Annotated in this window: 28 protein-coding genes; 15 read left to right on the top strand and 13 right to left on the bottom strand. The window is 35.5% G+C overall.

Features of this window, described 5'->3' with window-relative positions:
- Positions 1–17: 17 nt before the first annotated feature.
- The 4 genes from AACT42_RS12870 to AACT42_RS12855 all read right to left on the bottom strand — a co-directional run bounded on the left by AACT42_RS12870 (position 18) and on the right by AACT42_RS12855 (position 3,252).
- Complete coding sequence (locus tag AACT42_RS12870; RefSeq protein ID WP_094133440.1) at positions 18–713, bottom strand: hypothetical protein; 696 nt, start codon at positions 711–713, stop codon at positions 18–20.
- 69 nt (positions 714–782) lie between these two features.
- The gene (locus AACT42_RS12865; protein WP_094133441.1) at positions 783–1,436 is read right to left on the bottom strand and encodes a metal-dependent hydrolase; all 654 of its coding nucleotides are present in this window, start codon (positions 1,434–1,436) and stop codon (positions 783–785) included.
- 91 nt (positions 1,437–1,527) lie between these two features.
- Complete coding sequence (locus tag AACT42_RS12860) at positions 1,528–1,995, bottom strand: 5' nucleotidase, NT5C type (RefSeq protein WP_094133442.1); 468 nt, start codon at positions 1,993–1,995, stop codon at positions 1,528–1,530.
- A 27-nt stretch (positions 1,996–2,022) separates the two neighbouring features.
- Positions 2,023–3,252: a hypothetical protein gene (locus AACT42_RS12855; RefSeq protein WP_094133443.1), complete on the bottom strand. Its 1,230-nt coding sequence runs from the start codon at positions 3,250–3,252 to the stop codon at positions 2,023–2,025.
- Between the two features lie 148 nt (positions 3,253–3,400).
- On the opposite strand from AACT42_RS12855, the gene AACT42_RS12850 reads away from it, so the two are divergent.
- The 4 genes from AACT42_RS12850 to AACT42_RS12835 all read left to right on the top strand — a co-directional run bounded on the left by AACT42_RS12850 (position 3,401) and on the right by AACT42_RS12835 (position 6,010).
- Positions 3,401–4,027 (top strand): hypothetical protein, encoded by a 627-nt coding sequence (locus tag AACT42_RS12850; protein ID WP_094133444.1) that lies wholly within the window; start codon positions 3,401–3,403, stop codon positions 4,025–4,027.
- On the top strand, positions 4,020–4,376 hold the full coding sequence (locus tag AACT42_RS12845) for a hypothetical protein (RefSeq protein WP_094133445.1): 357 nt from the start codon (positions 4,020–4,022) through the stop codon (positions 4,374–4,376). Before AACT42_RS12850 ends, AACT42_RS12845 begins: the two co-directional genes overlap by 8 nt.
- Before the next feature lie 154 nt (positions 4,377–4,530).
- On the top strand, positions 4,531–5,310 hold the full coding sequence (locus tag AACT42_RS12840; RefSeq protein ID WP_094132114.1) for a hypothetical protein: 780 nt from the start codon (positions 4,531–4,533) through the stop codon (positions 5,308–5,310).
- 13 nt (positions 5,311–5,323) lie between these two features.
- On the top strand, positions 5,324–6,010 hold the full coding sequence (locus AACT42_RS12835; RefSeq protein WP_094132113.1) for a hypothetical protein: 687 nt from the start codon (positions 5,324–5,326) through the stop codon (positions 6,008–6,010).
- Between the two features lie 32 nt (positions 6,011–6,042).
- Here AACT42_RS12835 and AACT42_RS12830 read toward each other — a convergent pair whose 3' ends face one another.
- Both AACT42_RS12830 and AACT42_RS12825 read right to left on the bottom strand, forming a co-directional pair.
- Positions 6,043–6,510, bottom strand: coding sequence for a hypothetical protein (locus AACT42_RS12830; protein WP_094132112.1), 468 nt, complete (start codon positions 6,508–6,510; stop codon positions 6,043–6,045).
- Between the two features lie 39 nt (positions 6,511–6,549).
- Positions 6,550–7,335 (bottom strand): hypothetical protein, encoded by a 786-nt coding sequence (locus AACT42_RS12825; RefSeq protein WP_094132111.1) that lies wholly within the window; start codon positions 7,333–7,335, stop codon positions 6,550–6,552.
- Positions 7,336–7,925: 590 nt separating this feature from the next.
- On the opposite strand from AACT42_RS12825, the gene AACT42_RS12820 reads away from it, so the two are divergent.
- Positions 7,926–8,429 (top strand): hypothetical protein, encoded by a 504-nt coding sequence (locus AACT42_RS12820; RefSeq protein WP_141193179.1) that lies wholly within the window; start codon positions 7,926–7,928, stop codon positions 8,427–8,429.
- Between the two features lie 71 nt (positions 8,430–8,500).
- Entirely contained in the window at positions 8,501–8,839 is a 339-nt protein-coding gene (locus AACT42_RS12815) for a hypothetical protein (RefSeq protein ID WP_094182845.1), read from the top strand.
- 77 nt (positions 8,840–8,916) lie between these two features.
- On the opposite strand, the gene AACT42_RS12810 is transcribed toward AACT42_RS12815, so the two are convergent.
- Complete coding sequence (locus AACT42_RS12810) at positions 8,917–9,906, bottom strand: hypothetical protein (protein ID WP_094132109.1); 990 nt, start codon at positions 9,904–9,906, stop codon at positions 8,917–8,919.
- A 122-nt stretch (positions 9,907–10,028) separates the two neighbouring features.
- The gene (locus AACT42_RS12805) at positions 10,029–10,619 is read right to left on the bottom strand and encodes a hypothetical protein (RefSeq protein ID WP_094132108.1); all 591 of its coding nucleotides are present in this window, start codon (positions 10,617–10,619) and stop codon (positions 10,029–10,031) included.
- A 208-nt stretch (positions 10,620–10,827) separates the two neighbouring features.
- On the opposite strand from AACT42_RS12805, the gene AACT42_RS12800 reads away from it, so the two are divergent.
- From AACT42_RS12800 to AACT42_RS12785, 4 genes are all read left to right on the top strand, one after another.
- Entirely contained in the window at positions 10,828–11,610 is a 783-nt protein-coding gene (locus AACT42_RS12800; protein ID WP_094132107.1) for a hypothetical protein, read from the top strand.
- Positions 11,611–12,248: 638 nt separating this feature from the next.
- Complete coding sequence (locus AACT42_RS12795) at positions 12,249–12,773, top strand: hypothetical protein (protein WP_094132105.1); 525 nt, start codon at positions 12,249–12,251, stop codon at positions 12,771–12,773.
- Position 12,774: 1 nt separating this feature from the next.
- The gene (locus AACT42_RS12790) at positions 12,775–13,371 is read left to right on the top strand and encodes an esterase/lipase family protein (protein WP_094132104.1); all 597 of its coding nucleotides are present in this window, start codon (positions 12,775–12,777) and stop codon (positions 13,369–13,371) included.
- Between the two features lie 212 nt (positions 13,372–13,583).
- Positions 13,584–13,871, top strand: a complete 288-nt coding sequence (locus tag AACT42_RS12785; RefSeq protein ID WP_094132547.1) for a hypothetical protein — start codon at positions 13,584–13,586, stop codon at positions 13,869–13,871.
- Positions 13,872–14,038: 167 nt separating this feature from the next.
- On the opposite strand, the gene AACT42_RS12780 is transcribed toward AACT42_RS12785, so the two are convergent.
- From AACT42_RS12780 to AACT42_RS12770, 3 genes are all read right to left on the bottom strand, one after another.
- Entirely contained in the window at positions 14,039–15,256 is a 1,218-nt protein-coding gene (locus tag AACT42_RS12780) for a hypothetical protein (RefSeq protein WP_094132550.1), read from the bottom strand.
- 85 nt (positions 15,257–15,341) lie between these two features.
- A complete protein-coding gene (locus AACT42_RS12775; protein ID WP_094132552.1) occupies positions 15,342–16,046 on the bottom strand; it encodes a hypothetical protein in 705 nt (234 codons plus the stop codon).
- A 68-nt stretch (positions 16,047–16,114) separates the two neighbouring features.
- Positions 16,115–17,002: a hypothetical protein gene (locus tag AACT42_RS12770; RefSeq protein WP_094182844.1), complete on the bottom strand. Its 888-nt coding sequence runs from the start codon at positions 17,000–17,002 to the stop codon at positions 16,115–16,117.
- A gap of 312 nt (positions 17,003–17,314) precedes the next feature.
- On the opposite strand from AACT42_RS12770, the gene AACT42_RS12765 reads away from it, so the two are divergent.
- Positions 17,315–18,175, top strand: coding sequence for a hypothetical protein (locus AACT42_RS12765; protein ID WP_141193134.1), 861 nt, complete (start codon positions 17,315–17,317; stop codon positions 18,173–18,175).
- Between the two features lie 29 nt (positions 18,176–18,204).
- Here AACT42_RS12765 and AACT42_RS12760 read toward each other — a convergent pair whose 3' ends face one another.
- Positions 18,205–18,897, bottom strand: a complete 693-nt coding sequence (locus AACT42_RS12760; protein WP_141193133.1) for a hypothetical protein — start codon at positions 18,895–18,897, stop codon at positions 18,205–18,207.
- A gap of 152 nt (positions 18,898–19,049) precedes the next feature.
- Between AACT42_RS12760 and AACT42_RS12755 the strand changes: the two genes are divergently transcribed.
- Positions 19,050–19,517: a PH domain-containing protein gene (locus tag AACT42_RS12755; protein WP_094182843.1), complete on the top strand. Its 468-nt coding sequence runs from the start codon at positions 19,050–19,052 to the stop codon at positions 19,515–19,517.
- Between the two features lie 15 nt (positions 19,518–19,532).
- Positions 19,533–19,916: a hypothetical protein gene (locus AACT42_RS12750; RefSeq protein ID WP_094182842.1), complete on the top strand. Its 384-nt coding sequence runs from the start codon at positions 19,533–19,535 to the stop codon at positions 19,914–19,916.
- A 54-nt stretch (positions 19,917–19,970) separates the two neighbouring features.
- Here the strand turns inward: AACT42_RS12750 and AACT42_RS12745 are convergent, their stop codons facing one another.
- Positions 19,971–20,309 carry a hypothetical protein gene (locus AACT42_RS12745; RefSeq protein WP_094182841.1) on the bottom strand — a complete coding sequence of 113 codons (339 nt, stop codon included), beginning with the start codon at positions 20,307–20,309 and terminating at the stop codon, positions 19,971–19,973.
- Positions 20,310–20,557: 248 nt separating this feature from the next.
- Here AACT42_RS12745 and AACT42_RS12740 point away from each other — a divergent pair, with 248 nt between their 5' ends.
- Together AACT42_RS12740 and AACT42_RS12735 are read left to right on the top strand one after the other, a co-directional pair.
- Positions 20,558–21,154 carry a hypothetical protein gene (locus AACT42_RS12740; RefSeq protein WP_094182840.1) on the top strand — a complete coding sequence of 199 codons (597 nt, stop codon included), beginning with the start codon at positions 20,558–20,560 and terminating at the stop codon, positions 21,152–21,154.
- 21 nt (positions 21,155–21,175) lie between these two features.
- On the top strand, positions 21,176–21,367 hold the full coding sequence (locus AACT42_RS12735) for a hypothetical protein (RefSeq protein WP_094133646.1): 192 nt from the start codon (positions 21,176–21,178) through the stop codon (positions 21,365–21,367).
- Positions 21,368–21,396: the final 29 nt, after the last annotated feature.

The following is a 21,396-nucleotide window of genomic DNA, read 5'->3' as shown; positions in this document are numbered from 1 at the left end:
CCCAATGGAGCCTTCTTTTATCGTTCTAAAGCAGATTCTTTCTTCTTATCCAAAATCCCATTAGACTTTTCATAGACTGATTTTGTCACTGCATGAAGACTTGTATCCTTAAGAATTTCGGAGATATCATCATATAAATGATCAGCAACAACTATACATTGCACGTCTCTCTGTGTAAGCCCCATTTTGGGAACCATTGTCACATCAGAAGAAACAACATGATTTAGCGATATCAAGAATGAATCGATTTTGGTTGCAAATCCTTTTATCTCATTTGGGTTAGAAATCTTACCCTGTAATGAGTACAGTCCATCCCTTTTATATGAGGTAATAACCTCAGACATACTCAAGTCTTTTGCAGTAGGGGAGGATATGTTTGAGAACGCATACTCTAATTGTGAAAGTTTTGCTTCTGCTTGTCTTTCGGTCTGATTATTTGCAGAGTTTGAGTTAACTTTATTCAGATATTGTTTGAATATAAAGTCATCCTTTATACAAACCCCCATCAATTCACGGAACTCATTAAGTCTTGAGCCGCTGTGACGATCATAAGGGTAAATATCGACCTTTGAACTCTTTTGTGAGTTTTGGTTAAGAACTGCTGATATGTCACTTTCACCCACAGCATGAGCCGTTGAAAAACTCTTTTCAATCGGTAAGTCCTGTAAAAGGCTTAGCAAGTCTCTTCTGCTAATGTTTGCAGTCAATTTCATAAAGGTGTCTCTTTGATTTATTCATTAATATATAATATCACAAATATAAAATCTTATGAAACTGTTGATTTAGACCGTTACCTGATTTTTTGGAAAAAACTCAACAATTAATTCTGAGATAAACGCGTACCATTCTAAAAGCTTATCAAGGGTGAGCAAGTTTGCTTCTATTCCCACAAGAATGCATGTAACAACACCCACTAGAAACATCATGAACTTTTCTTTTTCTCCACTATTCCACAAGTTTAAGCAAAACTTAAAACCAAACGGGATAACTGGTATGGATTTTTTATTTGGCAAATCACCAAATAGATGAGTAAGACCACCAAATGCGTACCCTAAAAGTAGTGATAGGATAATCTTTGAATCATGAAGCTCGGAAAGAACACTAAATCTGTCAATAAGCTCCTGAAACCATACCGTTGGATTGATAAGTAGATAGGAAAGTATAAATGCAGTAAACCAATAGAGAATTGTGTGTGTCACACCTCTGTGTGCCAATACAGTTTTAGAAACTGTAATTTCTTTTGGTTTTTGAAAAAACCCACTCTTCTTCACTATTTTCTTTGTATAACGTATTTCAAGATAATCTGGTGCATTAGCGCCTGCAATTGTCATTAAACATGCAGCGAGTGAATAGGGTAGTCCAAAAGAATTAAGCGCTATAAACGCAGGATAGATTGATGCTATAGCACCAGTAATCAAATGCCCGTTTTTCGTCATTTTATTTATTTGCTTTATTAATTAATTGATAGGATATTAACATCGCAAAAAAGCAAAAAACAGGCATTTAGTCAGTTAAAGTATTCGAATGTTAGTTTTTTGATCGATATTTATTAATTAAATATTCCGTTACAGATTCCCAATCTGGAAACTCTTCGCTTCCAAATCTTATAAGCTCACCTTCAAACTCACCCGCACCATTTGCCAACCTATCATCAATTAAATATTCGCCGCGAAGATTATGCTTATTGTGAGTAAGTGTCAGCCTTTTATAGAAATCTTTAGGGAAGTAGGTCTTGATGCAAATAAGCTTATCTGACCATGCACTCGGATTTTCCCAAGGTGATGTGGATGCAACATGACATTCAAAGTATTGAGAAAGCTTCTTTACTGCTTCAATAGCTCCAGGCATCGGCTTCATAAGCGAAAAGATACCTGGAACTTCATCTAATCTACCTTCATATTCACGCTTGATTTCATCAGATAGCTCATCAATTGCAGATTCGAAATCAATCAATGTATTGTCCATATCAAAATGGATTATTTCTTTTTTATTCATTTGATTACCTTATCCCTTTGGTTATATTCACTTAGTTAGAGTGACAAGACCCAAAATAACTTGTTTATTAATTTCTTTAGCATGAGCTACTAAAATACCTGCTAACTTTGGAAAGTCGCAGCTCTCTTTATCAAGCAATTGATTGATAAGATCTAGAGACTCGTTTACTTCTTCCGAAAGGCAGCTATGAAGATTAAGAAAGTTTTCGTTCAAAATGTACAAGCATCGGGTAGGAGAAGAAATATCAAGCTTGATATTGCATTCGATAGAATGCTGATCCACCAGCTTTTGAACCCAACCTTGGTATAACTCATTTGCAATGAAGAACCTATGAACAGAAGACAATGCGTCTAAATCGAAATCTCCCTGAATGAATTCAGTGTCAGCGTAGTCATATAAGGCTATAGACTCATCCTGGCTTGAATTAGAAACTTCATCAAAACCTGCATTTAGTGAAACGCACAAGCTAGATACAATGGAAGATGCTGTTTCAGAGGATTCCTTAACGGAATCCAAAACCAATGCGGCTTCTTTCTTCTTTACATCAACTTCTTCCAATTCCTTTTCAACACCTATTAGACCATTGTGAATTTCTGAGAAACCTTCATTGACTGCTGACAATGAGTTAATGGTAGCCTGAGAAATATCGACATATTTATTTGCCAATTCTTTCGACTCTTGAGATAGGTGAGTTAGGTCAATTAACTCAGAGCTGCTATCTTGCTTTACTGTGCCAATTGCAGTATTCAGAGCTATCAAGTTCGCCTGATCAACTAACTCTTTAAGCATATCTTTTGCATTACCAAGAGATACCGACTGTTCTTGAAATTTGTCCACAATCATACTTGCATCAAACAGCAACTTCTCGGACGCTTCTAAGCGTTCAGAAATGCCTTCAAACAGAAAATCAGCTCGGCTGATCCCAGAGTTAATGCCATTAACGGCAGATAGCAATTCTAAAGTTTCGTCCTTAAGCGCGTTTTTTCGTGAAATCATGTTATTAACAATGGCTTTCAATTTAACGCATTCTTTATCAAGCAGCTCTTTTTCTAGCTGAGTTCTTAAAGCTGAAATTCTTTCTTGATGCTTGTTAATCTTAGACTTTATCAGTTGATCAATTAGGTTGCTTTCACGAGCTTTTTGTCTAACTTGTAACTCTTGAACCCTAACAAGCTCATGCACCTGCAATTTCGCATCTTCACCTAAGCTAAGAAGGGCATCTATATCATTTTTTATTGTTTTATCTCTTACAAACATGACCCTACCAATATTATTATTTATTTAGGTTTGAATTATCTGCTATTTAGTAATGTTTTTCAAGAAAATTACCTGAAATCTTGCCTTTATGGTTTTTGTTATATATTATTTACCAAACTAAACATCAACATATAATGGAAAACAAATTATGAATCTTGATAAAGGTGACTTAGTGCTTAGGCATGACGGAGCTTGCATTTACATTCTTGGTTCTGACAATCGTTCGTTTCATGGGATTTGCTCTGCAAGAAATGAAAGCTTCATCTCTTACACAAGCATCTTAAAGCATGATTTGAAACCTGAAAGCCAGTCCGAAGTGGTTTTGGACGTTATCAAGTATGCTCATCCAGATATTATTAATGAGGCATTATCAGCAAGAAGGGCAAGCAAATCGCAATTCAGTGAATGGTCTTTGAAAGAGCCTGTAGTAGATAACAATACGCTTTCTGGAGAGCATAAATTAAAACTCAAAGCGGGCGTGACCATAGTTGATAGATTTGGTAAGGCATATTTGATTCTTCATGTAGACCAAAACATTGCATATGTTTTTAGGCATGGTACATACAAACAAATTGATTTGAGTGAGTTTAGAGAAAACCTAAAGCATAGATACGCGAGGCTTGGAATCCGCTGTTACTTTGGCTATCTACCGCGTTCAGCGCAAGCTATGGCGCTATCTGTTGACTATTTATCAAACAAAGTCATCGAACAACTGCTGCAACATCAAGGTGTAGACTTGAGAACTGATAAAGATAAGGGGATTATTCATGAATAATGTGGTTTGCAGAGATTCAGTTAGAGATCGATTTAAGACTGCTGACATAGGACGTGACAATGTAACGAAAGAGCACTTGCTATTAATCCACAAGCTCATCAATAGCCGAATGATGTCTTCAGATTTGTTTGAAGGCACATTGCGAATGACACAGCCGTATAACGGTGAAAAGTATCTCCATTGCTGTTCCAAGCAATGGGACAAGAGGGAAGCTGTATCATTCAATACTGACGGTTTTATAGGTATTGCTGGATGGGCTAGCGATAAAAGTGTTGAACCAATAATTCAAGGCTTATGTGATTTCTTAGACCAGATTGGAACTAAATCTAAAAGTGATACAAGAGGTTAATTGACTATTCTCCTTGCTCTCATATACTTTGCAAATGGTGTGATTAGCCCGACCAAGTCGCAAAGGCCAAGTAATCAAATTTTTATGTCAATGGTAGTAACTCTCACTATCCAGACAAAAATGTAGCGACAGCATTTGTGAACAAGGAGTTACTATGTACACTTTAAATCCGTGCTTTAAAAATCTCTACACACTACAAGCTTCATTCATATTTTATCATGTAGCCATACGTTCTTATTGGGATGAGATAAACCCATCTGTTTATGATTTTGAATTCAAAGAGCAAAATAAAGCATTCCCATTGAGCAAGCGTCAATGTGATAATTTTGTAGCCAGACTCTTAGGTCATGACTCAAATTCATCAGTTATCGCCTTAATGAATCCAAACTCAAAGCATTCTCAATGGCTCTTTGATGCATTTCAAATGAACTTTGATTTCAAAGCTCAAGATCCTAAGATAGGCTTTAAATCCACTGAAGTTGCTGAGTATGTAGCTAACAACATTCCTAACAACCTATTACTCGATGCTGAATGTAAATCAAAGCTCATTAAATCTCTTCAGGTAGCCATTTATGAAATGCCATCATCAGAGCAAATTGATGAGCTTAGACGAGTTAGTAGAAATGACTTATCGGATGAAGCTTGTCTAGTTCTGTCCTGCCTTGGTGACTGGACTGATTGCCAATTTCAAAGTTCATATGAAGGAATAGACGAAGATGGTGACAGTGTCACTATTGATGGGTATTACCTTACAGAACTTTCTTCGATGGGGGATTCTGAGTTTAGAGTTCCATTCACCCCTGAATTTGACACCATACAAGAGTTTAGTGAGCACCTAGCATCAAATGCTCAAACATACCTTAAATACGCACTTATCGATCCAGGCAGTAAAGACTGGCGTAACGTTGTTGATTCGGTGAATGCTCTAATCTAAGACTGGTTTATAAATGAAAGACGAAATCCTAAAAATCAATGCTCTAGTCACTGAAGGCTTTTTACAAATAAACGCGATAGAACAACGATGTCTAGCTCAATGCGTGACGCTGTCACACATTTTGAGTTCCAAAGGGTACACCGTAGAGCTTTTACCGTGTGAGGTTGTAGGCAAGAGCAAAAAGCTTATTAATGCAGAACGAAAAGGGATGCCTAAAAGCGAAAGGAAAATTCAGAGACTAGCCCAAAGCGGTGCTAGGCAGATCATGATACGAAATGAAGCTAAACCTGGCACTGCTGGCATTGACCGACCTCTAGGTGGACATGTTGCCATGTTTGCAAGCAAGGATGGTCAATGTTACTTCATTGACCCTACGTCTTTTCAATTTCAAAGAACCAAGAAACAGAATGGTTGGTTATTTGATTGCCCTGATTGCATTATCACTAAGTGCGACCCGCACTATCTTTGTAACACAGCAGAGTTCAATGAGCGCTTTACGCCATCTGAGAAGAAGTTGGATGGCTCTACTTTTATTGCACTTAACATGGAATGCGGGGGTGCTCTGTATTACATACAGTCAAGGGTAGATATTCTTATGGAATATCGCGATAACACTAACTCATCAGAGTGCAATAATTCAGATTTGAATCTAGAGCGCCACAAGTCTGTAATAGAGCATGTGAATAACAGCCTCAAATAATGAGAAATCCAGTCATCAATGACTGGATTTTTTTATACTTTCAACGGTAACGTTCCTTTGATTTGCAGATCAAAATCCTGTTCTGTATGCCAGCCAAAAGACCAATCAGACGATTCCAAGCTACCTTTAGGGAAAGGGTTGTCAACGAATAAGATACCTTCCTTATAAGACTCAACACCAATATCAAAACAACTTTTTTCTGGAGTGGATGGAGACCTTATATATTCAACGACATATTTTGATGTGTGATCTATGAACTTCCTTGATTTAACGTTTACTTTAGCTAATTCTCGATCTTCAATTATGTATGCAACCTGATCATCGACATTATCCTTGATGTAGTAGCCTTCATTCTCACAACTCTCGTACCAGATTAGTAAATCGACTTGCTCTTGCAAATCTCTCCTTCCATGCGCAACCATTCCACCATCACCACTGTGAATGGAGTACCTTGAATAAATACAACTACTGTCATTTTCTTTACTGAGCTTATTCTTCATTTCGGAAACCTCATTTAACAAAAACCCCCTATATTTTCTTTACATAGAAAGTTCCGATATCGACTCTCTTTCTTTTTGAGCCGCTTTGTTTTTGAATAAACCCCAAGTAAAGTCTGATATATCGATAGTGACCTTACTTGTAATAGGATCACTAAAGAGATGCTTTTTAACGTCTTCCAATCCAGGATGCCCAAGACTCATAGCCAAAGACCTCATTTCTGGGGCAGCAATACTCAAAACGGACTTGGATGGTTCGTCAAGTGATCTGATGAATCTTACGCCACCGTCATATTTCTCAATATTGTGGTTTATACCGTTAACCGAGCACATGAATTGAGAATCACTGATATCACCCAAGCAGTCCAAATACTCGGCTATAGCATTCAATTTTGCAGAAGGAACACCTTGAATGCAGCCCTCATCAATCTCAATAGCTGTTGTTTCAAGAAGCTCTCTGATGCCCTGACATTTGTTGTAATAGTGTTCTTTTTCAGTAGCAAACTGCTTAAGGGACACTTCATTGAAATCTACGCTGGTTGGAGAAATTGGTTTAACCTTAGGAACCTGAAGAAAATGTTCTTTTTTCAGCTTACCTGGTACATCCATTTGAAGTTTTGAAGGCTTCTCAGACAGAAGGTTCGTGATAATCCTAACTGCATCAGTAAGACTCGCTTTGGATACAAACTCATGGTCAATAATTAGCATGTTGGCATCAGGATTGTCTGAGAAAGACACTGCAATCGCTGAGTTTTCGTTCAAATCTTCGAAAACCGTTGCGTCTTTCAGCTCCATTTCTAATTCTACAATTCTGTTTTGTAAATTCATAAATCACCTATGATTGTTATTGTTTATTATCAATTTCAAATGAAGTAGTATGTCTTCTTCGTTAAGTGAGGAAATCTCTATTGTTAGTCAGAGCCTGCGTCAATTCTGGAATGTGTTGTAAAAAAGGACCATGCGCATACGGCAAATGGGACTCAGAAAAAGGTCAATGCGCATACTTAGCCTTCAATGAGAAACAACATTCAAGATGCCTCAAATACGATGAGATCAGTCAAGATCCCGCCTCATACTACAATCCTGCGTTTGGTCAAGGTTGCTGCATGAGTCTTTTCAACGAGGCTAGGGATTCCATCATTAAACGAGATTACAATGGCGTAATACCAATGGTAGAGATAGAAGGGTACTAGTTACACTGTAACAAAGTATCCTTGACTACCACCATGCCGATTGAAGCTCTATTCAGTTAAATTCTGTTTTTTAGTTTTTCTTTTTATATGATTTATATTAACATTAATCCCAAAATTTAAAAAACAAAATAAATTAAGAAAGGATTAATGATGCACAATTATATTGAGATGTTTGTTGCCGCGCAGCACATTCGAAGCGACAAATTTTTTGTCAGAGGTGTCGCAATGAGCATTAACCTCATGAGACTATTGAGAAAGCACAACAACCCATTCATTCAAAACCCACTCTGGTCAAATGACATAGAAAAACTTGACCTAGACTTTTTAATCAAATCCTACAAAGACTGCCCAGCATTAAAAATGTACCTTGGATTAATGCCTGGTATAAAAACCGAACATATTGATCCAGATAACATTAGTCAAGCCGCATATGAAAGTCATGGCTATACGCTATTAGGCTTCTTTGAAATTTCACGTTTCAATGATGAGCTTAAGAAAAATTACATGCGTAACAGATCAAAGATTAAAATATCGTTAGATGACGTGTTTGATATAAGTAGGCTCCCTAGTAAAAAGGTTGCAAGACATGCCAATGCATTGATAGGGCGTGATTTTATATATAACAAAAGAAAGAATGTGCTTGTTCATGTTGATGGAAATAAATTACTCGTCTACAGAATCAAAGATGGAAAAACATTTGATGTCGAAACTTTTAATCTCATAAGTTAATCAGTTTAACTTCAATTCATTTGACAAACAATTTTAGTTATGATTTAAATATTAATAAAAGATCAAACAACATGAAGTATTTAAAAATCAGAGAAACGTTTATAGATACCAGATTTATAGAATTTATTAGAGAAGAATCAGAAATAATTAATTCTTCAAATAGAGAATGCGGACAAGATGATAAACAAAAAATTCAAATCTTAACGGCTAGAGGAAAATTACATCAAAACATTAATGTAAGAATACCTGTTCTCTTTTCCGCAATTGAAGACTTAAATAAAAAAAATGATAAAGAGCTATATATTTGTGAATTTTCTGAAGATGGGGAGTCTTACATACTTAACAAGCATGATAAAAATCCCTCTGAAATCTCATATGCTACATCACTTATGTTTAAAACTAAAAAATAAAATCTAGTGAAATTCGAAAACCAGTCATCTCCTTAAATGACTGGTTTCTTAAATATGATGTATATTTTAACAATGCTTTAATATAATAATTCAGCATTAAATCTTTTTTGTCTTGAGAAATACTTAGAAATGTAAGACTCCATAGCCTCGTAGTCATTATTGAAAGACCATACCTGTATTCTGAAGGGTAAATCAGGATCAAACGACCTCTTGTGCAACAACTCGTAAAATTTTCTTCCAGCATCTGTTACAGCATAGTGATCATTAACTTTTTGAATCAACCCTCGATTTAACAACTGCTCCAATATTGCACTTCTACTCGATGGCGATGCAATGCCTTCAAATGCCGAAAGGGATTCATATCTATCTTCTTTGCAATCTGAAAAATACTTGCCAGTACCTTTATAGTCTTGAAGGAAGCTAAATATATAAACATCCATGTTTGAATGAGGCAGTTCATTATAAATGCAATGAAAAGTCATAAGCTCATATTTTGAAAATATGAGGTCAGATTTAGCCCCAGCCATAGCTAATGCCTTACCAAATACTGGCGCTGAGTTTATGTTCCATAGCCAATCAAAATAGTATTTGGCTTTAGCCCTCTGGAACATTTCATTATCGAATACATAAACCTTTCTGTTTTCCCACGACATTCTGAGTGTTTCTTTATCAAAGGACACTGATCCTAAAATAGTCACCTTACCAGTAAATCCACTATCTCTAAGAAGTTCTGTTATCGAAAGTTGACTAAAGTAAATGCCTCGGTTATCCATATCGCAAACGATAAGGATTTCATTGTAATCATTGAGCTTCGAGCGATATTCTTTTATCAGTGAACGATAATCAATAGTTAAGTTACCATTAGGGATATGACGCGTTTCCTTAACCTTGTATATTACAGGAATTATTATTGGGCAACTAGATATAGGAAGGTGTCTAGGATAGTCGTATTCAAAGAAGCCTAAGCCATAAAAGCTGACAACATCAGAGTCAGTAAGTTCAGGAACTGCTCTCATGAGATCTTTTGCCATTGCGTTCTTTTCGCAAAGGATAAGTACATTATTCATTTTGATTACTCTTTTTAAATTTTATTAAAAGGTTGAAATGCAGAGGCTTAGCCACCACCTGCATTTATATACCAAATAAAAACAAGAGACAAGGAAGAATTCGACAATGGCTTCGAAGAAGCCTAAATTTCTAAGGATTGGACATTCTTAGGGGAAGGGCTTTTAGGATGCTTTACAATTCCTAAAATTGCTTCTATCGGAACATCATGTGCGATAGATACTTCTCCTTCCTTCGATAAGTACCACAACGCGAATGGTTTGTAGTCAATTGCGTTTTTGTTGGACAGTTCGAATGTTTGCTCAATTAAATATTCAGCTTCTTCAATTGGTATATCAAACTCTTTTATGACATCTTCCACATCGGCAAACAATTCCTCTTGAACTATGCCAACATAGAACGAGTCATCAGGGTATAACTGATCCAATTTTAAATACGAAGAATCGATTTCGATAATCACAACTTCTTCGCTGTCAAACAGATTTGTATGCAAATTGCTACTTTCTTGATGTTTGGAGAAATATAATGTTTTCTCTTCTGGTCTACACTCCATCTCTCCATGAATCAATCCGCAATGATCTCGTTTGAAACCTTCTTTCAAAATTTTCAAAGCATTACTTTTTGTTGTTGCGTGATAGAGCGATTTTGAGACATCGCTGATTGACTTGTAGGCAGAAAGCTTTTCTTTGAGGACTGGGGTTTTATTAATGTTCATAGTTTAATTTATGTGTCATACAAATTTACATTTTCATGGTTTTGAATACTAAAATCAATAGCGCTCCATTGAGCGCAGTCATCAACTCGCTTTCGTTTTTCTTTGTGGCAAGCATAAACCCTATAATTTTCATGACAGTCATTAAAAAATGATTTAAGATACTCCCAATTAATTAAATTAAAGATAAAAAAAGAAAGTTACTTATTTTATGAATACATTACTTAAATTTGATTACATTTTATCCTTTGGTATCTATCAGCACATAGAGCCAGGAAAGAGCAGTGAAGTTGATGGTGCAAGGTTCGCTCATAGACTATTAAGAAATAGATTAGGTAATACTAATCTTCCTGATACGCTTCATGAAGTCTTAAATGTCGTTTCGACTGAAATGAGCATCATTCTGGGCTGTGACTTTAAAAACCTCTCTGATAGCGGTGTTTCAAAACATGAAGAAATTCGAGAGGTTTGTTCCGATCAGATAAGACGGTTACTAAGGGACGATTTTATCAACAAGCTCACGCTTAAATTCCAAGCTTTCAATCTAATTGATTGGCATTCCTTTGAAGAAGAGGACAAGCATGTATTTGATAAATTCCTAATAAAGGAAGGGGATGATTATGTAGTTACCAGCGATTTTACGGAAGATACTGCGTCCCAAACAATTCTTGGTGGATTTTCAAAGGAGGTTGAGATCCAACCACTAAGTTACAGGGTAATGATTGGTGATTACAGTGTAACAATTGATGCTGCAAGAATTGATGGAAATGGGGATATAGCCGCATACTTCATAAAAAACTCATCTTCTGAAGTGTTAACTAAAAATCTTGAATGGATTGACTACCTGAGACCATCTGGCAGAGATGAGCAATATACTTCTCTGTGCTATTACAGCAGCCCTGAGAGCGCTAAAGAAACAATTTTACAACTTATCCTATCTAAGGATGTAGATAGTGATGCTCTGATTTCTCGCCATATAAAATTACCCAAATAGGAAGAGAAAGTAGAATTAGAAAAACTAATTAATAATAAAAAATTAATTGTCAAAAAATTTAATCAATAATTAAATGGTATTTGCTACAAAGGAATTACAATATGAACGAAATAATAAACATCATCCTTTCTGTATTATCCATATCTTTAGTTTCCGCTATAGCACTAGCAAGCTTATATTACGGAGGATATGTTTTCGAGGGTGAAAATGCGACCCACAAAGTATTTGTAAATAGAGTTAAGCGCAAGAATTTTAACAAAAATAATCATAAATTACATAATAAAAACATGCGAAAAAGCTAAGAGGTGTGATTTGTACTGTTTAATTTTATCGGTAATAACATTTATTTTGCTTATCCCGATTATTGTATCTTTATTAATTAAAAAAGACCAATAAACTAACATATCAACACTAAGGTTTACCTAATGTTTAATTTAATAATCTCAATAATAGCCACTACATTAATTGGCATTTTGTTTTGTAGCTCATTGAAATATTCCGAGGAAGCTTTTGGTTCCGAGCCGATCTCAATTAGGGATTTAATCAGAGAGTTATTTAGCGCATTCTTTAAATCAAGTGATATAAAGAATAAAATTTACAACAGAGCGAATAGAAAAACTGCATAAGAGTAACTATTTATGAAAAAAAGCGAAAACTTGGATAATTTAATCGATGTAATAAAGGTGGCTCAAAGATTACAGAGTAAAGTTGATGGCATACCTAGAAATGAACTAGGAATATTCCATACAGTTCAACATTCTGATGCTCTTTCAGTTAAGTTTAGACAAGCGCATACACTGGCTTGTGAAATGCATATGCTTCTCCCACTTTATGAATTTCTTCCTAAGCTCGGGAGGGAACTTGAGCAACAAGGAAAAATTGATGTAGAGATAGGCGACAGCTACATCGAAAAGGCTATTCAATACATTGCCATGACATTTGGCATGGATGATCTTAGCTTAACAAAACTAAATCCTGAAATCGGTGACAATGTAACAGTTAAATTGTGTGATGCATTTGAAGAGTTATCTTCAACGCAGAGTTACAAGGGGAGTTTTATTTTCAATAGCGACAAGCAAATAGGTTTTGTCGAAGAAGGCTCAGGAAAACTTTTTGCTATCAATAAAGAAAACATTGAAACTCTAAAGAGAGTTGATAACTAAAATGAAAGCAGTGATTCTTCATGGGCTTTACATGCATGGTATTGTAATGATGCCCCTAGCTAAAAGGTTACATGGATATGGTTTTGATACTGAAGTACTTAGTTACAACTCAGTATCAATTTCTGAGAAGAGTATTTTTGAATCTATCGATAAATCCTTAGACCCTTATGGTCAAAATATCCTCATTGGTCATAGCCTGGGAGGTATCTTAATCAAGCGTTATTTAGCTTCAAGAAAACCGAGCATTGATACCATTTCCCACATAGTAGCTCTTGGCTCGCCAATAAATGGATCGTCCATAGCAAGAAAACTGTCAGATATTGGGGCTTCATTGGTTTTGGGAAACGCAATAGAACACGGCTTGATTGAAGATGACACGCAGTGGCATTTCCCTCAAAAACTCTTCTCAATTGCTGGTAGATTACCTATTGGGATCAGACCAATCCTCATTCGTGATGGGGAAGAGTCTGACGGAACTGTGACAGTAAATGAAACGAAAATTGATGGGATGTTTAAGCATCAAGTCATTGATAGCAGTCACACCAGCATCATTTATAGTAAGCTAACCGCTGAGCTTATTAAACAATTTGTCATATAGTAGAAAATTTTTTACTTACTTATAGGGAATTAGATAAAGCGGTGCGCTTATGTGCCGCTGTTTGGAGTATTGTTTTGATTATGTTCTAGGAGTCTGAAGATCAATTAATGAATTATTTAACTCGATAATAATTATCTAATAGAAAATATTTGTTTATTGCTCTTTAATATATTGCTATTATAAAATCTCCACAAACAATTAAGAATAAATTTATGGATATTAAATTTAAATACGCTATCATTTTTAGTGCAAGTGACGAAGCAGATGTTCACGATGCAGCAATCTACTTTGAAAAAATAGGTTACAATAGTCACTTGGATAGCCACAATGGTATTCTAGTAGCGCCAAATCAATCCCCTGTTGAGATAGTAATAGAATTCCAAAAGTACATGGAAACGAAAGAAAAAAATCATGAAATACTTTCTGCGCGTTTAATTCGGTTTTATGATGAGGGTGATTTACTAAATGCCAAGCTAGGCTATACTATAAACAATAGTTAGCATAAAGCTGATATATCATCATGCCAGTCGTTAAGTGACTGGTATTTTCATATTTACATCCTTGAAATTTAGATGATTTTATCTACATAAAATCTGTTACTGAAATATAAAATCGGTGACTTAACACCGATTTATATTAGACCTGCAACTTACTTCTTCAGATATGATCACCTGAACGGTACTACATTATCTGAGGTTTTTTGCTTTTCTGGTTCTTTATCCGCATTTATCGTCAGTGTTACTGCTGCTCTTTCAAATGGGTTCAATGAATTTAGTTTTTGCTTAAACATAAATTGATTGTTTTCGTTATGATATGAGACTGCCTCATTAACGTTTGAATCAAACTCTTCAGATAAGGCATCAAAGTCTATATCAATTGACTTTATCCTGTTATTTCTAGCCTGGCGCATAAAGTCAATATGACCACTTAAAGTACTGGAATTTTCGAAAACCGTCTGAATAAATTCGATAGTGCAGTTTCTACATACGACATTATCTGAAAGGGTGCTTTGAAGCTCTGATATTATTTCCTTTCGCCAATCAGCACCATGTTGATACATATGCTTTTCACTCAGATCTGAAACCATTTCCGCATTTTGAAGTAATGGCATAACTACATCTTTTGGAAATAGTGATTCTAAATCATCTGCGAACTGAGAAAGCACTTTTGAAATATCTTCATAGTCCTTATTTTCATCTTGAACTTTAATTAATTCATTTTTGATATTTAGAGAGGCATTGTAAACTGCTACCATTTCTCTCGTGAATTCCTGATTTAGTTCAGAGTTGATGAAATAACCGTAATCTTCAAAATCAATTGAAATGTGGTCATCTAGAACTCTTACAGTGTCATGTTTGACCTGCGCATTGAAAACAGCACCATATATATTCTCGTAGCCATTTTCTGATCTTACTGAATATTCCGTTTTATCTTCTAAAGTAAAATCCTCAAATTCAACCGCTTTTATTGCCCCGTTGAATCTGAAGTCATATTCTCGGAGAAAGTTATATAGCAACTCTCTCTCCAAAGATTTACTTTCTTGAAGCGCTTCAGTTAACTTTTTCACTTTGGATAAATAGAGCTTATTTAGAAATAAATCTCTTTTATTTTCAATACTTCGCATCTCCATCAGGTTACTGATAACATCATCTAGAGTATCAGCACTTAAAAGGGGATTTTCCCTTTCAGAAATTTTGTTAGACACCTGCTTTTCAATCAATTGCTGTAAGGTCTGCTTATCTTGAATGGTAAAATCTTTACCACACATATTCGTGAATAATGTCACTTTGACTTGGTGAGCAGAGCTTTCGATAAACTCTTTATCAAAGTTTTCTAAAACACTTCTAATTGCTGAAGCATGAGATGATATATCTTTCAGATTCATGATTTTATTCTTTATTATTGATATTGGATTAATTATATCATTAATAAAATTAAAAGAGGATAGTGTGAAGCTATCCTCTTTTAATTTAACAATCCCAAATAAATACTCTATCTAACTCAGGCATAGCAGACCTACTATAAATTTGACCATCTAAATCAAATTCTTGATGCGGCAACTCCATAATTGGATTGTTCTTGTGCGTATTTTTGTTTCCAACAAGTATAAGTCTCTTCGTGTGGTTTCTATCTAAAATCCACTTAAAATCGACTCCAAACTTGTTTCCACCAAGATGCATTTTTATTGGATTGTATTTATGTGTAACCCAAGAGCAAACAACCGTCTCAGCTTTATATTTTCTAACAGCTTCTCTACCATCAAGCTCAATAACGTTATCACCGTATGGAACAACCTCTTGACCTAACTTAGAATACTCAGAAATCACACCAGAAAACTTGCTTGCTTTCCTCGGATCTTGCATAAAGTTGTCAGTTGCAATAATCCCCAAAGAACGACCATAAACACCATTACCTGAACCGATCTCTATGGCTTTTTCAATGTTTAAAATCTTGCCCCTGATGAACTCTATTAGTTCAAGAGTTGGAATGCTGTAGAATCCATGCTTTATGCAGAAAAACTGGAACTGCTTGCGCGTAAACTGAGACAGCTCTTTTTCACTGACAATATTTAACATCCCATCACTATCAAGCAACAACATCTCTAAATCAAAAATGTTTTGTGAAGTGATAACCTGACCTTGTCCAATGGTATGGTTAATTTTATTGCTGAACATACATCACCCTCATTTAGAGGGGTAATGTACGCTATTTTGAACAAAATATCCAACTGGTTGGTTGTGATTTAACGACAGCTTAAAATCCATAGGATTACAGCGAGATAGGGTAGCATCGCACATGAAACTCCAGCAAATAAACAGGCGTGATATGACGATTTTTTCTTGAAGACAAATGACTGTTCAATCGCAGCCCTTTGCGCTGTTTTGCGAATAGAACTGGCGTAATCTGCTAACCATTCTGGAAGCTTGTCTCTGTTCTCGACATACCAATCAACATCGCTATTATGGATCTCTCCAACAAATAAGCTCGCAGTATCTTGCCCTTTGCTTTTAGAATGCGCTACTACATATTCAATCATGTGGATTGAGCGTAGTGGTATACATGCATTAGGTTCAATGTATTCTAACCATATCCAGTCAGGGTCAGCAAATCTCATGCGTTTATGAAACACACCCTCTCTTCGTAAGACGTTCAATTTCATGTATTCTTCAGGAGAGGGGAAGCCACACAATTCACGCCTTAGCTCTGGCGCAACACTATGGAACTTCAAAGAAGACGCGACATCATTAACAGAATAAATTCCGTGAATACCGAAACGATGGCTTTTGGTTGTCTTTTCGGCAATCGATGTCTTAATCAGAGAGTAGATAAATCTTGGATGGATCATCGACCTAAATGCAAAGTTAAATGCTTCTTTAGGCTTAAAAACCATCCAGTCGCTAACATCAAAGTCTAGCCCATCATACATTTGCTTCATTGACTTCTCGCAATACTTTGCGCCTGGTGCAGATTTAATGGTTTCATTTACAGCTTTTACATAGTCAAGATTTGGACCGCCTGTGATTCCATGAAGAATACCATATACATGCACTGTCACCCCATCGATTGTCACCACAACGCTATCAAGTCTCTCTTGTTTTTTATCTTTAATATTATTTAGAATTGACATCATTTTTTCTCTTTAGATTTTTTCTGAAGTTATTCTGTTTTTTATCGAATATCAACACCGTTCAGTGCTTAACCTTCAAGACTATTTCTAATTTTCAATGAAAATTTGCGTCAATACGCTGTTTTTGTGTCGTTTTTTATTAAACAAAACATTTTTGGAAACATTGTTGTGTACAATTCATGAAGTGAAAGCTATGATTCTAAAAACAAAAACCTTAAAAAAAAACAAAAGAATAAAATTTCAATGATATCTAAACAGACTCGAATTGAGTTTTTCTCGCTAGCAGTAATGCATCTATCTATGGTGTACATTCTAATGCTAGCTAATGAAAACGCTACTTACATCGCTCTTGATTACTATGGGCTATACGTATTTGCTACACTTGCCGTTATTGGCACATTCAAAGACAAGTACGATTTCAAGTATGGTGTGATTTCACTACTGGTTGGGGGAAGCCTTGCTTACTTTATCGATATAAAGGACGTAGTGGTCTACGTCATGGAACAAATGGGTATACACTTCCAAAACCCTAACACAATTGGCTTTTTTACATACTTGTCAGTATCTATCATTTCGATATGGAACATCCTAGGAATCATCTTGAAAAAGATTAAGTTTTCATTTTTCAAAATGTTCTCATCAATCATGTTCCTTGCATCATTTACTGTCGCTATATTGTTCCACCAGCTTATCGTGATCAATCAATTTAATTTCTCTCACGATACGAGAAGTGTTCAGACAAAATCAATTTTATCTGATATTCATAAAAAGGAATTCTTTGACGGATACTGTCAGGGCAATTACTTATTATGCATATCAACAACAGGTGAAGAATTCGAAGACTCAATCAATCATCTAGCGAAAAGAGTGCCGAGCATCAGCGAGACTAAAGATGTCATTATTGATGTCCATAACACGCTGAAGAAAAGTGAAGTAGGGTATTTCTCATACACTTACAAAAACTTAATCGATGAATTCTTCATCATTGAAACATACGTAAATAAAGACGCTTCTTACCTTGTGATTGATAAACCCACACATGAAGCCCACGTTTTCTTTGCTTCTAAAATATTCATGTATTTATTCCAGGCTTTTACTACTATTTGGTTTTTATTTGGCACTATGCTAATAGCGATGCACCAAGATGTAATAAACAGGAGGAAAGCAGAAAGTTGAGAATTGATGGAGCCTGAAGGCTCCATTTTTTATCTGAAAAGGACAGTGCCATCAAGGTATTCTCTATCCATTTTTTGGATTGTATCGATTGGTAGCTTACGCCTCTCATTAATTGGGAGTCTCATTATATCTTTCTTATAAACAGGCACCACCTTTAACACCTTTACATCAGAAGTCCTGTATACCAGATACTCGTCATTTAAAGCCTCACCATTTTCCATCGCAATAGCAATTGAAGTACCGCACGTATCAATAATGGGCGAAATAAGCTCATCAAATTTCTCTTTTGATAACTCGTAATCATTCCTTAACTCATTAATATCTTCTATTAAATCAAAGACAGAGTCGAAGTTATTAGCATACTCAGAGAACTGTTTAGTGTCGCTAAAAAGGGTATCATCAATGTCATTGAGCAATTGGTATACAGTCGGTAACACAATGCAAACAGAATCAACTGGAATGTGGTTTAACATTTTCGGTTCTCTATCCTTGTACTGACACTGATACAAAACGCCTTTTTCCACCCATTCTGACTCTTCATCAAAATCCAGATCTTCTTCAAATATATTATAATTAGTCAAAGCGTATACCAACGCAGAGCTTCTGCGCTCAAAACCTAAAAAGTATACAGCTCCATTATCACCACCAAGTTTATCATGCCTAGCTTTGGTCGGTTTGAATCCTGTATCTGAGTTTTGACCTCTAAAAAGTAGCATATTCATATCTCATGTTTCTTCTATTGCATTAATTATATCAAAATTAAGCTTATATAACATCAGTTAGTTCCCGACTAAAACCACTATCTATCACTTTACAATCGCTTAAATTCCTTTAAAATCATTGAAAATTAACTAATAAAAGAATGAAATTCAAAATGTATGCATTATTTTTTCCATTGGCTATAATAATTTGTTTAATATTTTTATTTACCAAGCATAATTCAGATAAAAAGAAAGATTTTATTGAAAGTAGAAAAAGAAATTTCTATAACTTTAAATCTGAACAAACAGAAAAAACAGCATTTATACCTGACTTTGAGTTTGATAACGAATCACTTGTTAGTGTATCATCTCAAACAAATGAATTTATTTTCATGCGCGGCAATAAGGCTGATATCTGTAAGTTTGAAAAAATATCCCACATTAGTATCGAGGTTAAGATTTTATCAAAACCTAGCGCGGATATTACCGTCTACTTTATAAATGGTGATTCCATTACTATTCCATTTGCAAATGATATTAGAGACGCATTCAGATTTTGTACGTTGTTTGAAAACAATTTAGGAAAAGACCCTTTCTCTAAAGATGGGGCAAAAGTAAAGTCAGTATCAATAATTGATTAATAAAAGAGGTAAATTGTGAGTTTATATTTACAAAGATCTGTCAATAGAATCTCTACTCTTTATGGAGCAGATACTAATGGCAAAGAAACATGGGAATTGATCGACAGTATCGATAGAAAACTGAACGAGATTGCTTCAAAATATGGACACTACTTTGATAGATGTTCCATAGGTGATCACGAACAATCCGTACTCGTTTTGCACGACAAGAGACATGGTTCAACCTTCGTTTATAGTGGAAAAGCCTTTAACTATAAACTAATTGAAATTCCAGACAATCCTGAATTCCTTGCAAATTCGGAAGCGATTATCGCTGAGATTAATGCTTGTGAAGATCTAAAGTGTATTCACGGTATTCAGTTTGACGAACCACAAAAACGCATATTTGTATTTTCGTAAGTCCGTCTCTTGTTGATAAATTATAAATGCAGGTATGAACAGCCTGTATTTTTTTCATAAATAATTTGCTATAAAAACTGGTTTTTGATTCATTATTAGCACATAAACACGTTCATTCTTAATAATAGCTTTCACGTAATCTTTGTTTAAGTTGTCAAAATATTCGCCTTCAAAACCTATCAAAAGCAGATTTTTTATCCAAGCCACTTTCTCAGGCTTATCTGGCGTTATAAAGCCTCCAAACTGAATTAGCTCAGATTCATCATTTTCCTTCACAACCTCCAAATGGTTTTGAATCAATGAGTTGCCGTACAGCGTTTCCCCCTGATCATCTAAAGTAACGGTTTCATAACCGCTTAGATGAACGACAAAACTAGGTGCGTCAAAGATCATTATCCCCTCATGGTGCACTGTATGGATGTACAGTATTATGCTGATCATTTCACAATGGTGTCAACCCTAACATTCAGTTATTTTATTTGTTAAAGATCGCCTTCATGATAAAATTTGTTAAAACGCCAATTTAATTGGCGAATATTCGAATTGTTTTCTCGCTCTTTGTGGGTTTTGATTTTCAGAATATTCTGAACACTCGAATTTTGTATGTTTAATAAATAAACTAATTAATAGAGATATTATTTATGAATAAGTATTGTGAAGCTTGGGCGGAAAAGCTTGGAATTGAGATCGCTGAATACATGGGTGCTGGTGATAATGGAATTGCGTTCAAAACCAGTGATGACAAGGTAATGAAAATCACAGGCGATGTGGGAGAGTTCCTACATGCTCATAATCTTAAAGGAAAGTCTCTAAAGCACTTTGTCGAGATTTATGACACACGAATATTTCTAGACGGTAGTATGGGCATACTAATGGAAAAGCTTGAAATATGTGAAGAGCTAAAAGAACAATTCAAGACACTCTGTTCAATTGCCAAATCGAAGAATATGGGGATAGAGGAAGTCGATATCGATGAGGATGAATACTTCGACAGCATTTACGATCTTCAGCAAAACATCGCTGATCTATTCACCGAAGACCACAAAAACAGACTTTTTTCAAGTGATCTACATCATGATAATATTGGTCTTAAGGAAGATGGGACGATTGCGGTTTTCGATATGCGGTATGATGAGCACATATTGAGAAAGTTAGACATCGAAACGGAGCTTAACAAGATTAAACATGAACAATACCATTCTTTACATCAAGATCGCTCTTACGTTATAGAGAGGTGAGCTTCATGAATATTACTGATCTTGCTCAATAATGAATGCTTATCTGAATTTGAGCTGCTTCCTGATAATGATGTGGGCGAAAGTAACGGCTACGAGACATGGCAAGAGTCTTTGAAAGAGATTGGCACACTTATCCTGGTAGGCGACACACGAAAGCTTAAGTACCATTCTAAGATTCTTAAGCTAACTCAATCTTCTGACCTTGCTCCTTAACCATTAAGTATCAACATCCACTTGCATCA

Source organism: Vibrio sp. V15_P4S5T153 (assembly GCF_963874485.1).
GTDB lineage: Bacteria > Pseudomonadota > Gammaproteobacteria > Enterobacterales > Vibrionaceae > Vibrio > Vibrio anguillarum.
This window is presented reverse-complemented; position numbering and strand designations above follow the sequence as displayed.

Bases quoted from the DNA above. Each gene is read 5' to 3' on its own strand.
- AACT42_RS12870 (WP_094133440.1), bottom strand. From the start codon at position 713: ATGAAATTGACTGCAAACATTAGCAGAAGAGACTTGCTAAGCCTTTTA.
- AACT42_RS12865 (WP_094133441.1), bottom strand. From the start codon at position 1,436: ATGACGAAAAACGGGCATTTGATTACTGGTGCTATAGCATCAATCTAT.
- AACT42_RS12860 (WP_094133442.1), bottom strand. From the start codon at position 1,995: ATGAATAAAAAAGAAATAATCCATTTTGATATGGACAATACATTGATT.
- AACT42_RS12855 (WP_094133443.1), bottom strand. From the start codon at position 3,252: ATGTTTGTAAGAGATAAAACAATAAAAAATGATATAGATGCCCTTCTT.
- AACT42_RS12850 (WP_094133444.1), top strand. From the start codon at position 3,401: ATGAATCTTGATAAAGGTGACTTAGTGCTTAGGCATGACGGAGCTTGC.
- AACT42_RS12845 (WP_094133445.1), top strand. From the start codon at position 4,020: ATGAATAATGTGGTTTGCAGAGATTCAGTTAGAGATCGATTTAAGACT.
- AACT42_RS12840 (WP_094132114.1), top strand. From the start codon at position 4,531: ATGTACACTTTAAATCCGTGCTTTAAAAATCTCTACACACTACAAGCT.
- AACT42_RS12835 (WP_094132113.1), top strand. From the start codon at position 5,324: ATGAAAGACGAAATCCTAAAAATCAATGCTCTAGTCACTGAAGGCTTT.
- AACT42_RS12830 (WP_094132112.1), bottom strand. From the start codon at position 6,510: ATGAAGAATAAGCTCAGTAAAGAAAATGACAGTAGTTGTATTTATTCA.
- AACT42_RS12825 (WP_094132111.1), bottom strand. From the start codon at position 7,335: ATGAATTTACAAAACAGAATTGTAGAATTAGAAATGGAGCTGAAAGAC.
- AACT42_RS12820 (WP_141193179.1), top strand. From the start codon at position 7,926: ATGAGCATTAACCTCATGAGACTATTGAGAAAGCACAACAACCCATTC.
- AACT42_RS12815 (WP_094182845.1), top strand. From the start codon at position 8,501: ATGAAGTATTTAAAAATCAGAGAAACGTTTATAGATACCAGATTTATA.
- AACT42_RS12810 (WP_094132109.1), bottom strand. From the start codon at position 9,906: ATGAATAATGTACTTATCCTTTGCGAAAAGAACGCAATGGCAAAAGAT.
- AACT42_RS12805 (WP_094132108.1), bottom strand. From the start codon at position 10,619: ATGAACATTAATAAAACCCCAGTCCTCAAAGAAAAGCTTTCTGCCTAC.
- AACT42_RS12800 (WP_094132107.1), top strand. From the start codon at position 10,828: ATGAATACATTACTTAAATTTGATTACATTTTATCCTTTGGTATCTAT.
- AACT42_RS12795 (WP_094132105.1), top strand. From the start codon at position 12,249: ATGAAAAAAAGCGAAAACTTGGATAATTTAATCGATGTAATAAAGGTG.
- AACT42_RS12790 (WP_094132104.1), top strand. From the start codon at position 12,775: ATGAAAGCAGTGATTCTTCATGGGCTTTACATGCATGGTATTGTAATG.
- AACT42_RS12785 (WP_094132547.1), top strand. From the start codon at position 13,584: ATGGATATTAAATTTAAATACGCTATCATTTTTAGTGCAAGTGACGAA.
- AACT42_RS12780 (WP_094132550.1), bottom strand. From the start codon at position 15,256: ATGAATCTGAAAGATATATCATCTCATGCTTCAGCAATTAGAAGTGTT.
- AACT42_RS12775 (WP_094132552.1), bottom strand. From the start codon at position 16,046: ATGTTCAGCAATAAAATTAACCATACCATTGGACAAGGTCAGGTTATC.
- AACT42_RS12770 (WP_094182844.1), bottom strand. From the start codon at position 17,002: ATGATGTCAATTCTAAATAATATTAAAGATAAAAAACAAGAGAGACTT.
- AACT42_RS12765 (WP_141193134.1), top strand. From the start codon at position 17,315: ATGCTAGCTAATGAAAACGCTACTTACATCGCTCTTGATTACTATGGG.
- AACT42_RS12760 (WP_141193133.1), bottom strand. From the start codon at position 18,897: ATGAATATGCTACTTTTTAGAGGTCAAAACTCAGATACAGGATTCAAA.
- AACT42_RS12755 (WP_094182843.1), top strand. From the start codon at position 19,050: ATGTATGCATTATTTTTTCCATTGGCTATAATAATTTGTTTAATATTT.
- AACT42_RS12745 (WP_094182841.1), bottom strand. From the start codon at position 20,309: ATGATCTTTGACGCACCTAGTTTTGTCGTTCATCTAAGCGGTTATGAA.
- AACT42_RS12740 (WP_094182840.1), top strand. From the start codon at position 20,558: ATGAATAAGTATTGTGAAGCTTGGGCGGAAAAGCTTGGAATTGAGATC.